The organism is Nostoc sp., assembly GCF_036917415.1.
Classification (GTDB): Bacteria; Cyanobacteriota; Cyanobacteriia; order Cyanobacteriales; family Nostocaceae; genus Nostoc.
The window spans coordinates 45,935-57,981 of sequence record NZ_JBALDJ010000024.1 but is presented as its reverse complement, the minus strand read 5'-3'; the positions used below and the strand labels follow the sequence as shown (position 1 = coordinate 57,981).

At 41.4% G+C, this 12,047-nt stretch carries 10 protein-coding genes and 2 pseudogenes; 6 read left to right on the top strand and 6 right to left on the bottom strand.

What is annotated here, in order from left to right:
* The first annotated feature begins 18 nt into the window (after positions 1-18).
* Positions 19-276: a hypothetical protein gene (locus V7K41_RS03155; RefSeq protein WP_334845688.1), complete on the top strand. Its 258-nt coding sequence runs from the start codon at positions 19-21 to the stop codon at positions 274-276.
* The gene (locus V7K41_RS03150) at positions 266-691 is read left to right on the top strand and encodes a PIN domain-containing protein (protein ID WP_334845687.1); all 426 of its coding nucleotides are present in this window, start codon (positions 266-268) and stop codon (positions 689-691) included. Before V7K41_RS03155 ends, V7K41_RS03150 begins: the two co-directional genes overlap by 11 nt.
* A 79-nt stretch (positions 692-770) precedes the next feature.
* Here the strand turns inward: V7K41_RS03150 and V7K41_RS03145 are convergent, their stop codons facing one another.
* Complete coding sequence (locus V7K41_RS03145; protein WP_334845686.1) at positions 771-2,819, bottom strand: elongation factor G; 2,049 nt, start codon at positions 2,817-2,819, stop codon at positions 771-773.
* Between the two features lie 267 nt (positions 2,820-3,086).
* On the opposite strand from V7K41_RS03145, the gene V7K41_RS03140 reads away from it, so the two are divergent.
* The 3 genes from V7K41_RS03140 (at position 3,087) to V7K41_RS03130 (ending at position 5,116) form a co-directional block, all read left to right on the top strand.
* Entirely contained in the window at positions 3,087-4,010 is a 924-nt protein-coding gene (locus V7K41_RS03140) for a tetratricopeptide repeat protein (RefSeq protein WP_334845685.1), read from the top strand.
* Between the two features lie 81 nt (positions 4,011-4,091).
* The gene (locus V7K41_RS03135) at positions 4,092-4,646 is read left to right on the top strand and encodes a phosphate-starvation-inducible PsiE family protein (RefSeq protein ID WP_334845684.1); all 555 of its coding nucleotides are present in this window, start codon (positions 4,092-4,094) and stop codon (positions 4,644-4,646) included.
* A gap of 224 nt (positions 4,647-4,870) precedes the next feature.
* Positions 4,871-5,116 carry a hypothetical protein gene (locus V7K41_RS03130; RefSeq protein WP_190960961.1) on the top strand — a complete coding sequence of 82 codons (246 nt, stop codon included), beginning with the start codon at positions 4,871-4,873 and terminating at the stop codon, positions 5,114-5,116.
* 139 nt (positions 5,117-5,255) lie between these two features.
* On the opposite strand, the pseudogene V7K41_RS03125 reads toward V7K41_RS03130, so the two are convergent.
* The 3 genes and pseudogenes from V7K41_RS03125 to trpS form a co-directional block, all read right to left on the bottom strand.
* Positions 5,256-6,128, bottom strand: a pseudogene (locus tag V7K41_RS03125) (Rpn family recombination-promoting nuclease/putative transposase).
* 122 nt (positions 6,129-6,250) lie between these two features.
* Positions 6,251-7,180 carry a methylenetetrahydrofolate reductase gene (locus V7K41_RS03120; RefSeq protein WP_334845683.1) on the bottom strand — a complete coding sequence of 310 codons (930 nt, stop codon included), beginning with the start codon at positions 7,178-7,180 and terminating at the stop codon, positions 6,251-6,253.
* 58 nt (positions 7,181-7,238) lie between these two features.
* Positions 7,239-8,249 (bottom strand): tryptophan--tRNA ligase, encoded by a 1,011-nt coding sequence (gene trpS / locus V7K41_RS03115; protein ID WP_334845682.1) that lies wholly within the window; start codon positions 8,247-8,249, stop codon positions 7,239-7,241.
* A gap of 756 nt (positions 8,250-9,005) precedes the next feature.
* Here trpS and V7K41_RS03110 point away from each other — a divergent pair.
* Positions 9,006-9,995: an AraC family transcriptional regulator gene (locus V7K41_RS03110; RefSeq protein ID WP_334845681.1), complete on the top strand. Its 990-nt coding sequence runs from the start codon at positions 9,006-9,008 to the stop codon at positions 9,993-9,995.
* Between the two features lie 183 nt (positions 9,996-10,178).
* On the opposite strand, the gene V7K41_RS03105 is transcribed toward V7K41_RS03110, so the two are convergent.
* Both V7K41_RS03105 and V7K41_RS03100 read right to left on the bottom strand, forming a co-directional pair.
* Complete coding sequence (locus V7K41_RS03105; protein ID WP_442943110.1) at positions 10,179-10,325, bottom strand: hypothetical protein; 147 nt, start codon at positions 10,323-10,325, stop codon at positions 10,179-10,181.
* Positions 10,326-10,437: 112 nt separating this feature from the next.
* Positions 10,438-11,998 (bottom strand): annotated as a pseudogene (locus V7K41_RS03100) (phospholipase D-like domain-containing protein); the annotation flags it as partial.
* Positions 11,999-12,047: the final 49 nt, after the last annotated feature.

Below are 12,047 nucleotides of genomic sequence, written 5' to 3'. Positions count from 1 at the left end.
TCATGTACAATTTAAATTGTGTCGAGCAAAATTCGTAAGCAGATTTATATTGAACCGCGTCAAGAACATCTGCTAAAAGCAATCGCCCAACAAGCGGGTGTAAGTGAAGCAGAGATTATTCGCCAAGCTATTGACCTTCATCTTGGTGAAATAACTGTACCCCAAACCAATCTTGCAATGTGGGAAGCAGAAAAAGAATTTATTGATCAAATCAAAACTCGACCTGCTCAACTTGGAGGTCGGGACTGGCAGCGTGAAGACCTCTATGAACGGTAGGATTTTACTAGATACCAATATTCTCGTTTACATCTACGATCCACTGGATACTACAAAGCAGGAACGCGCGATCGCAATTACTGACCAATTGATTCGTTCTGGGAAGGCGGTAATTAGTACCCAGGTGTTGGGAGAGTTTTTTATGGCGACAACTCGGACTCGGCGATTGCTTTTAACTCCTGCTGAGGCGCTGGTGCGAATGCGTAACTATTTAGCTGCTTGCCATGTAGTTGATATTACACGGCTCATTTCCTTAGAAGCAATTCGCGGCGTGGAAACCCATCACTTCGGGTTTTGGGACGCGCAAATTTGGGCAACGGCGCGACTCAACCAAATTGAAGAAGTTTATACTGAAGACTTCGCATCAGGTGCGACGGTTGAGGGTGTGCGGTTTACGAATCCTTTTATAGATTGAAAAAGATTCCCGACTTCTTTAATAAGTTGGGAATCTGAGTCTTCGAGCGATGCCTACGCAACTTTACATTAATCCAAGATTACTTGCCGTTGCCGTTAGCACCATTACCGTTGCTGTGAATCACACGTTCAGCAAGTTTTTCTGGCACTTCCTGGAGATGGTCATATTCCCAGTGGAAGGAACCAACGCCAAGGGTGAGCGATCGCAGCTCTACAATAAAATTCTGCATCTCTGCTTGTGGCAAGTATGCAGAGACATTATCCCAGCCTTGCCAATCATTTTTTCCCTCATAGCCTAAAATTTGCCCCCGCCTACCACTCAATAGTTGCAGCACTTTGGAGGTAAATTCGCTCGGTGTTGTCACCTCCACCCGCAAAATTGGTTCTAACAGGGTAGGTTCTGCTTGAGTTATCCCCGTTTGCATTGCCAATCGAGCAGCTTGCTTAAAGGCTTGTTCGGAACTATCAACGTTATGATACGAACCATTAGTCAGAGTTACCGCCAAATCCACTATTGGGAAGCCCAAAGGCCCATGTGTCAGAAATTCCCGCACGCCCATTTCCACGCCGGGAATGTACTGTTTCGGAACCACGCCACCGACAATAGTTTCATTAAAGTTAAAACCTGTACCGCGTGGTAGGGGCTTGATTTCGAGAAAAACATCACCAAACTGTCCGTGACCACCGCTTTGATGTTTATAGCGCCCATGAACTGAAGCCACCATTTTACGGATGGTTTCTTTGTAAGGCACTTGCGGCAAGTGGGTTGTCATCGGCAAGTTATATTTACGGCGCAGTCTGTCTAAGGCGACTTGTAAATGAATCTCGCCTTGACCCCACAAGATAACTTCGTGGGTATCGCCGTGTTGTTCCCAAGCAAGTGAGCAGTCTTCTTCTAATAACTTGGTGATGGCACTGCTGAGTTTAACTTCATCGTTGCGCTTTTCTGGTGTAATGGCGAGAGCATACACTGGTTCCAACTCTACAGCTTTGGGTAATTTGATTGCCGACTGCTGTTCTATAGAGATTGTATCGCCTGTCTTGATTCCTTCTAAACGGCTTAATGCGACAATTTCACCAGCACTAACTTGGTTAACTGACTGCTGTTGTTGTCCCATGAGGCGGTAAATTCCACCAGTGCGAATGCCATTGAGGACAATGCCATCAGTTAATTTGCCCCGCCAAACACGCACGAGAGAAAGTTTGCCACCTTGGGGAGTGTAGTAAGTTTTTAATACCTGCGCTAAAGCTGTATCACCTTTTAAGTTTTTTAAACGACGTTCTGCTGTGGTTTCTGGTTCGGGGGCTTCTCGTAACAAGGCTTCTAATAGAGGTCTAACACCATAATCTTGTTCTGCCACACCAAAGAAAACGGGCACTACCAAATCTGCCCCTAATTCCATTTTTAAATCTTTAAGGATTTCTTCTTGGGATGGTTCGATGTCTTCTAAAAGTTCTTCGAGTAAATGATCGTCAAAATTTGCTAAGGCTTCGAGCATTTCTGCCCGTGCTGTATGTTCTTCTTCTTTTAAACTTTCGGGGAAGGGAATGGGGTCAGCAGGCGCGCCTGGATGATATTGATATGCCTGTTCGCTCACCATATCAATAAAGCCAGTAAGTTGTTCCCCGTTCATGATGGGATATTGATGCGCTACCAAGGGACGGCTAGATACTGCTTTCAGGGCGTGTAACGTTTCTAGGACGTGAATATTTGCCCGATCCATTTTGTTGACGAAGACGAGGTGGGGAATTTCCCAATCGTCCAGGAATTTAAATAGAGGGGCAAGGGTGAGGACTCGTTCGCGGATGGGTTCGCAAACTACAATTGCTGCATCGACTCCGATTAAAGCATTGTACGTTTCTTGGGCAAATTCTACACTTCCCGGACAGTCAATAAAAGTGAAGCGAATGCCGTTATACTCAGTGCTAGCGGCGCTGACTTCTACACTCATCTGGCGATCGCGCGACTCAGCAGCGCTATCTCCGACTGTATTGCTGTCCTTAATATTGCCTTTGCGGGAAATTGCCCCTGTGACAAATAACAAGCTTTCTAGTAAAGTGGTTTTTCCACTTAAATAAGGCCCGACAATTGCAACGTTCCGCGAACCCGATTTTACTTTTTCGTTCATAAAAACCTCCCTTGCGGTAATTCATTCATAACCGCATGATTCTGTATATATCAAGGGATAAAAAAATGGTTCTCTGGAGTCAAAATTACCCCTTCTTTAATTCGTTATTATCCTCCCTTTAATCCAAAGTTAAAAAAATTGTAGCCTGTCGTAAGATTTAACTTAAGAAAAGTTAAGTATCACAAATTTTTATCCCGAATCAAAAACTTTTGTAAAAAACTTTTTATGAAGTAAATTTAACTGAAAGTGTTGCGAGTCAGAAAATCAATGAGATTATCATTCTTTAAATATCGCATAGCAGGGTTAGTAAGTTTGACTTTGCTGGTTATGAGTATTTCCTCTCCCTCTCTTGCTCTATCTCCTTCTGTGGTCTCCAAGTTGGCACAATCTAATGCTAAAACTGCTGTAGACTGGTTAAACCAAGGCTTACAAGCAATTCAGGCGGGAAAGGTACAAGATGCGATCGCCGCCTTTAAACAAGCAGCTAAATTAGATCCAACATTAGCACCAGCACACTATAATTTGGGGCTAGCACTTCGACAAACGGGGCAATTACAACCCTCTGCGGATGCATTTTATCGAGCGACGCAAGCCGATCCGAAATTTGCTCCAGCTTTTGCTAATTTAGGCGGAGCGTTATTAGAAGGCAATAATTTCAAGTTAGCTAACGATTATTTACAACGATCGCTAGAACTCGATCCTAAACTTGGATTTGCCCACTATAACTTGGGGTTAGTACGAGAGCAGCAAGGAGATTGTGAGAAAGCGATCGCCTCTTTTAAAAAAGCTGTAGAATATAGCAAAAATGCACCAGAACCTCCTTACCATATAGGGATGTGTTATCTCCAACGAGGTAAACTCGATCAAGCCAGAAGTGCATTTTATCAGGCATTAAAAATTAATCCCAAGTATCCAGAAGCTTACTACAATCTCGGCTCAATTTTTTTTCAACAAAGTAAATTACAGGAAGCATTAGAAGCTTTTAGAAAATCAGCCGAAGCTAACTCTAACTATCCCAATGCTTATTATGGTGCTGGGTTAGTTTTTATCCAGTTACAGCAATATGGCGATGCAGTACAAGTATTGCAATTTGCTAGAGATTTATACAATGCTCAAAAAAATCCTCAGTGGGCGAAAAACGCCGAGCAATTGTTGCAACAAGCACAAAATTTAAATTACCAACCTCGCTGAGGCAGAAAAACTTAATATTGCATAACATAAAACTATTGGGTTGACTCGCTGGTGTTGTCTGAACTTGTCCTGATTGGAAAAATGTACATGCAAAAGCGCCAGAAAAGTCGATTTTTATTTAGCGATCGCTGGCTCGATCGGCACTCAATTGTTCGCAACATGGAAGCCTTCCAAGACTTAATTGTGATTGTCTTGTGTTTGGGTTTATTTGCTGTCATGCTAATGCAATTGTGGGGGTTATTTATCGCTATTATGCAGCAACTGGATTATAAACATGTGACTGCAAAAATACTATTTGTGTTGATTTTAGTCGAGTTATTTCGACTGTTAATGGTCTACTTGCAAGAACATAGTATCTCTGTGGGAGTGGCAGTTGAGGTAACAATTGTATCTCTACTGCGAGAGGTAGTAGTTCAAGGAGCCCTGGAAATTTCTTGGGTTAATACGCTTGCAATTTGTGGTTTGTTGTTTGTTCTAGGTGGACTACTCGTGGTATGTGCTAAAACGCCACACATGGATTGTATGAGCGCTAACACTAAGTTTTGTCCGATTGTCTATAGAGGAGGTAGGGAACAGCAAAACGAGTTGGAATTACAGTATTCACGTCAATGTGATGAGAATCAACCGCTTGGATAAATTGTTATGAAAATGGGGAGTGGGAGAGACGCGATTAATCGCATCTGTACTGGGGAGTGGGGAAATACTTTTTCCCCACTCCCCACTCTTTTGTGTGAAGCTGTATCAGGAAATTATTTTTGCAAGGTACTTACGACGTATTGAAATATACTCTTTTTGGAAGATGAATCGCTCTCTAAGGGTGAGTATAACTTTAATTAGAAATCCTAAAAGAGGTTCAAGCAATGGCTACAAATACAGGTAACGGACAATCTCAAACAGCGATTAGCGACTTGGAGTATGATTTTGTCACCGTTTTGCACAACAAGGCTGAAGCTGTTAAAGCTTACGATACCTACATCAAAGATGCAGAACAAGTAGGTTCTCAACCTTGTGTAGAGTTGTTCCAAAAATTGCGGCAATCTGATATTGAACACGCACAAGAGATTCGCCAACATCTACAACAAGTGCTACAACACGGTAAGATGTAACCCAGGTTTTAAGTTCGTAGGCGTAAGCCCGTCGTAGACATCGCTTCTGGTTTAGCTAAAACAAAAAGAGGCGATGTCTACGACCGGCTCTTATGGCGTCGCACTTGCTGATTAAATTAGACGCAAGCACCGCTCACTATCAGATAGACTGATTCTGGACTACTTGTTGTACTTGCGCCACCGTTAAATCGAGAGCCACCGCCACTTGCTCTACACTCAATCCCAATGCCAACAATCGAGGAATAGCTTCTAACTTAGCTTCCTGGCGACCTTCCTGGCGACCTTCCTGGCGACCTTCCTGGCGACCTTCCTGGCGACCTTCCTGGCGACCTTCCTGGCGACCTTCTTCTAAGCCGTCTTCCTTGATTGATTGATACATCCGTGTTTTTTTGAATTCGTCGTCTATACCCAACATTTCTGCTAACTCCTCTCGGCTTAACTGGGTAAATTTGTACAACAGAATAGTCTCTATCAATTCTACAATTTGCTTAGTGGTAAATTCATCTGCCAGTTGTTGCCTTGCTTGTAAAATCAATTCTCTACCTTTGTCAACGGCTGTCTCTTCTCTTTCGATAATTAATTTAACGATCGCAACTTGAAGTGAGTTCTCTATCGAATCTAATTCATCTAGATAAATGCGTTGCACTTGTGAACTGTCTAGCAGCAACTGATATGGTAGCCGATCGTTTGGATCTAAACTTCGTTGCGGATAGATGACAACAGCACGCCAAAAATTGACTGATTGGTTTTGACGCAAGTAAAGGAAGATTTCGGCAAAGAAGCGTCTATAAAAATTTGAGTCTAATTGAAACTGAACTTCAACAAAGTAAAGTGGTTGGTTTGTAGTTTAACTTGTGGGGATGAATACCCCATCAATCCTAAAAGCAGTTTCTTTTACCTCGACTGAAACAAATTGATATGCGTTGACATTGGCAGTTGTGTCGCCAATTATGGCAAAAAATATGCTAGGAAAAGCTTGAAATAAGCTATAAAATATTTTGTCAGTTTGCACCTAGATTTAGTCAAGCGAACATTGGATATTGAAAGTCTATCAAAAATAGGGTAGACGCATCTGTTTCAGTATAAAAAAAGCAGATGGTTCCATCTGCTTTAATAAAAGATTCATTCTCTCCTTTATTTGGATACCAACTGATTAACTGGAGCAACCCCAGCCAAATCTAAAATTGGTGCGATCGCATCTTCACGCTTCACCGCCATCATGTGAACCCCTTGACACAATTGCTGCGCTATCTGCACTTGCTCGGCGGCAATTTTCATCCCTTCCTCAAAAGGATCTTTGGCTTTTGCCAATCTATCAATAATATGTTGGGGAATATTTACACCAGGAACACATCTATTAATAAACTGGGCATTTTTGGCTGATTTCAACAGAAATATTCCTGCCAAAATTGGTTTTTTATAACCAGCGGCGATTGTGTCCATAAACTTTTCTAGCCGCTCAAAATCGGTAATCAACTGGCTTTGAAAAAACTGCGCTCCAGCTTCAATTTTGCGTTCAAATCGACTTTGCAAACCCGACCAACTTTTACATTGCGGATCTACTGCTGCACCAACAAATAAATCTAACGCTCCATCAGTCAAGGGTTTTTCGTTGCAATCAACGCCTTGATTCATCTTCCGAATCAGTTGCAGCAGTCGCACAGCTTCCAAGTCAAACACTGCTTTAGCGTCTGCATGATCGCCTGCTTTTACTGGGTCGCCAGTCAAAGCTAAAATGTTATTTATGCCTAAAGCATGAGCGCCCATCAAGTCAGCTTGTAAACCGATACGATTGCGATCGCGGCAAGCAATTTGACAAATCGGCTCTATACCATTCTGTGACAAAATCACCGATGCGATTAACGAAGACATCCGTAACACGGCGCGGCTACCATCAGTAACATTGACGGCATGAACTCTCCCCTTAAGAGTCGCCGCCATTTGAATCATGTGCGCTGGATCTCCCCCTTTCGGCGGTGCTACTTCGGCCGTAACTAGAAATTCTCCTGCTTGTACAGCTCTACGAAAGTCATTAAAAGCTGTGGGGCTGTGGGTGTGATGCATGACATTAAGGTTTTCAATTTCTTAAATGGTATAACAAATCACACCTAAAGGTGAAAACTTATAGAGGAAGAGAGTAGCCTAAAGCAGTTTTGACTTGTGATAAGGTTTGATTTGCGATCGCTCTAGCTTTTTCCCCTCCATCCCGTAACACAGACTCCAAATAACCTTTATCGCCTGTTGCTGCCTGATATTTTTCTTGAATTGGTTTCAGGGACTCAATTATTGTGTCTATTAACAATGGCTTGAATTGTCCCCAACCCATATCCTGACACTCAACTGCGACATCTTCCTTTTTCTTTCCAGAAAGCAATGTATACAATGTTAACAAATTATTACACTCTGGACGCGCTGGATCGTCAAAAGTCAGCCCACGAATCGGATCGGTTTTACAACGCTTAATCTTGTATTGAATCTGTTCCGGTGAATCTAGCAAACTGATCCGGCTTAACTCAGAAGGATCGGACTTCGACATTTTGCGTGTACCGTCCGCCAAACTCATCACCCTTGCCCCTTCCTTGCGAATCAAAGGGTCCGGTAACTTCAAAACTGGCTGTTCTGGTTTACCAAATTGGTGATTTAACCGAGCTGCAATATCCCGTGTCAATTCCAAGTGTTGCTTTTGGTCTTCACCCACTGGCACTTTATCCGCTTGGTAAAGCAAAATATCAGATGCCATCAGCACAGGGTAATCCAACAAGCCTGCACTCACATTTTCTCCCTGTTTGACAGCCTTTTCCTTAAACTGGATCATATCTTGCAGCCAGTTTAAAGGTGTAATGCAGTTGAGCAACCAGGTGAGTTCACTGTGCGCTGAAACGTGAGATTGTACAAAGATAGTAGAGTGATTTAAATCAAGACCACAAGCTAAATAAAGAGCAGCAAGAGTGTAGGTATCAGCTGTCAACTGTTTTGGGTCGTGTGGCACTGTAATCGCGTGTAAATCAGCTACAAAAAGATAATTTTCGTATTCGCTCTGACCTTCTACCCAGTTGCGAATTGCTCCCAAGTAGTTACCTAGATGGTAATTGCCGGTTGGTTGAACTCCAGAAAGAACACGTTGCTTACCCATAAATTCCAACTTAGTTATCTCAAATCTGCGCTAATCAAATGGCGTTTGGTGACAAGAGAGCTTCTCTTCTCTACAAGAAGTTGCATTAACCCAAACACGCCTAGTGCAAAACTCATTTAATTTTGACATTTTCTAGGTCAACTTGCCGTTGCAGAATTACAGATTTAGTAATGACAGCGGATTTGATTTGAATTTTAGTAGATCGCAAAGTTTTTTCCTGAAATGCGTCCTGCCCACCTCAAAGGGGCGATAGCTGTGGACGGTCTTGCTTACGCATTCAGTAATCTGTATTGCTAGATGCAATTAACTACTTAGTACTAGGGCAAATTTTTCTCAACTGGTCGCCTAAAAGTGAGTCCCCAGCTATACTTTTATCTTAGCGGCTCTAGGTACGCCGCTTTGGGACTAGTACCGCAAGGCGGAATTAAAAATTAAAAATTAAAGATTAAAAATAAATACAGCATAAGCGTTTCATTGATTTGGAATGGGTGGTTTATTTACGCCATGTTGTACTAGGTACTGGGGACTGGGAAAACATTCTATGCGGATGTTCTTTCTTCAAAGCCCGGAACATATTTTTTTGCGCTCTTAACCACTACACAATATTTTCAGTTGCGTAGACGCTCTTAGCGGTGAGGGAGTCGCAGTCTTGGCGGTTCCCGTCGATTGCGAACTCCCGAACCCAAAGGGCTTGTCCTGGACATCGCTTCGCCTCCTAATAGATACTATTCTCAATTGCTTGTTGAGAGTATTATCATGACTATTCGTTTGACCGAGACAAACTTTAATGAATTATGTGACAATGTGCAGCTTAATCACTATCAAGGAAAAGTAAAATTTTCTACCTCGTTTGGTCAAGTTAGCAGTCACTGGACTATGCTGCGCCATCGCCTTGAGCTAGTAATTCAAGAAAGCGATTTTTCTGAAACAGTAATTGTTGAAGGCGAACACGATGATTCGCCTTTTCTGACATCTAAATTTTATCTGTCTGGTGGTATGAGAACCACTACGCCAAATGTGCCTGGAGTCAGCGACGATTATGAAGAAGTTGCAGGCTATAACTACTTATTTTATTTGCCTGATATTCGGGAGTTTGAGCATTTTACTGCGAACCAATGCAAGCAGTGCATCAGTATTTACTGGTATCCTGATTTACTTTCTAGTTTCCAGGGTTGCTTTAAAGAATTACCAACTCTGCTGTTGCAGTTGAGCGAAAATCCGACAAAGGAGCGTTTCCATCAGCCATTAGGAGCCATCACACCTGCAATGTGGTTAGTGCTTAGGCAAATATTACAGTGTCCGTTCCGAGAAACACTCAGACAAATGTATTTAGAAGCAAAGGTGTTGGAACTACTGACGCTTCAGATTGCTCAGTGGGGAGAAAATAATCTTTTATTGGAGCGATCGCTATTTTTTCGTCCCGATGAAATTGAACGTTTACATCATGCTAAAGCGATTCTCAATCAAAGGCTTCAGCATCCACCTTCTCTACTAAATCTAGCCAGACAAATCGGACTCAATGACTTTAAGCTCAAGCGGGGATTTCGAGAAATTTTTGGCACTACGGTGTGTGGATATGTGCAATCTCTACGGCTAGAACAAGCACAACAGTTACTTATCGGTACTAATTTAACGATTGCAGAAATTGCTGCTCAAGTGGGGTATGAAAGCACAAGTCATTTTGGCTACCTGTTTAAGCGCAAATTTAGCGTAACCCCTAGAGACTATCGTCGGCGCAAAGGCTAATCCCGATTCTGATAAAAAAAATCCGCTTTCAGATATATGCGATCGCCTAAATTTCCGTATTTTCCTAAATGTTGTCAAGGGGAGGGGTGTACTTCATTCAATTGCAATTCGCTATATATCAACTTGGTCAAAGAACTCGTTGAGAAGTATTCTCTATTAATGATACTTTCTTCTACTTTCAAATTAAATTGGAATTGCTAAAGCATTGGCCACAGCTTCTAAACTGACTTTTTTAATCGATTGCAGTACATTAATCAAAATTTGCAGTAAGAGATATTCGGCAAGGCTCAGTTGACTTTTGAGATGTGTTTGGTAAAATTTAGGTAACATTATCAATAGATAGGTTTTATTGACACAAAATAGATCGATCTTTTTCTACCATAAATTGCTGCATTCTTTATCTCATAAGCTTTTTAACCTATTTCGTCGCCCCGTCAGATTATAAAGATATAAATTTTTGCTGTTGACGACTAATAATTATTCGCTGTGTTAATTTTTTAGCTACGCCAGGAAGAGTTGCTAATTCTTTTAAACTTGCGGTGTTTATTAGTTATTTTTTGAACTGCTTGTAACTCAGTTGATGAAGAAGTTTTTGTTTGAGCACACCGTGTTTGTTCTAATTTAATTTTTTCTTGAATTGCTGGTGGTAAGCCTGGTTTCATTTTGGCATAAAGACGAGCAAATTCTCGCACATAATGGGCAGCAACTATCGGATTTTCAATCACCACAAGTGTCTCGTCGTTACCATTATTGGCAGCATCTGACCAATTATGAGAACCTGTGATTACAGTTTGGCTATCAATAACACTAAATTTGTGATGCAATAAATCGCCTTTGGGTAACACAGGTACACCTACGGTAGTAATTGGATTTGACCAAGGATGATTGTCAATTTCATATTTACATTTGTTACTAAGAGCAACCCCCATCATATCTAAGGCTTCGCTATAAGGACGATAGGCGAATTGTGGTTCAATTAAAGCGCGAATTTGCACACTTTGTTGATGGCGTTTTTCTAAAATATTGGCAATACGCTGTTCAGAAAAAACAAATAATGCCATATCAATAGACTTGTTTGCTGAATCCAAAGTTTTACTAATTAAACCATTACTACTGTTATTCCAAGGTTGAGTTGGAGAAGTAGGCGAAAATTGTACAGTAATTTTGGTATTACCTAAAGTTATTTGTTTAGGTAAACGCAGCGGTTTTTTTAAACCAAATCGACTATCTGGTTGACCTCCTGGCCCATCTCCCCATAATATGTTAAACTCTTCTGTAAAAAAAGATGCTAATTCTGGGCTGTCAATCTGCAATAAATTATTGGCATTGCCTAAACTGCCGGAATTTGTAAAATCACCAGAAGTATCACTTAATGTAAAATTAGCTGAAGTGATAATTACAAGACGATTGTCCACAATCACAAATTTATGATGCATCAAGCTGCTACCTGCTGAACCATCTGCTCGATCGTCTAGCCAGGGAATTTTGGCATTGTGCAAAATCATCAAAGCATCTCTTTGATTGATTTCTCCTGGACTGAGTTGATTATCTTGGTTAATATCGATAAATTTGCGAAATTCGTTGTAACGTTCCTGTTCTCTTTTATCTAACTTACCTACTTCAGCAGATGTTAAGCTACTCCAAGGTCGGCTATAAGTATTTTCTAAAATGATTCTGACTTTTACCCCAGCTTTTTGTCTATCAACCAATGCTTGGGCAACTCTGGGTAAACGTAGTTCTTGCACCGCCACATCTACTGTAGATTTAGCTTGCGTAATAGCATCGACAATCTGTTTTTCTAAATCATCCCCAAGGCGAGTTTGCTGACGGTAAGCTTCTTGGTACTCTGAAGACTCAGAATGGTTAAAATAAACTTGAACTAATGGGTCTTGTGGTAAGGGTGCTGGACGCTGATTATAAGACTGGACTCGTTGACAACCAGCGAGAGAGAATATCAGTAAAAAGATAGATAAAAAATATCTTTGTCTAGAGATATGTTGCACTGTATATCTGTTAAAAGTGGATTGAAAGTGGATATATTTATCATTCCCA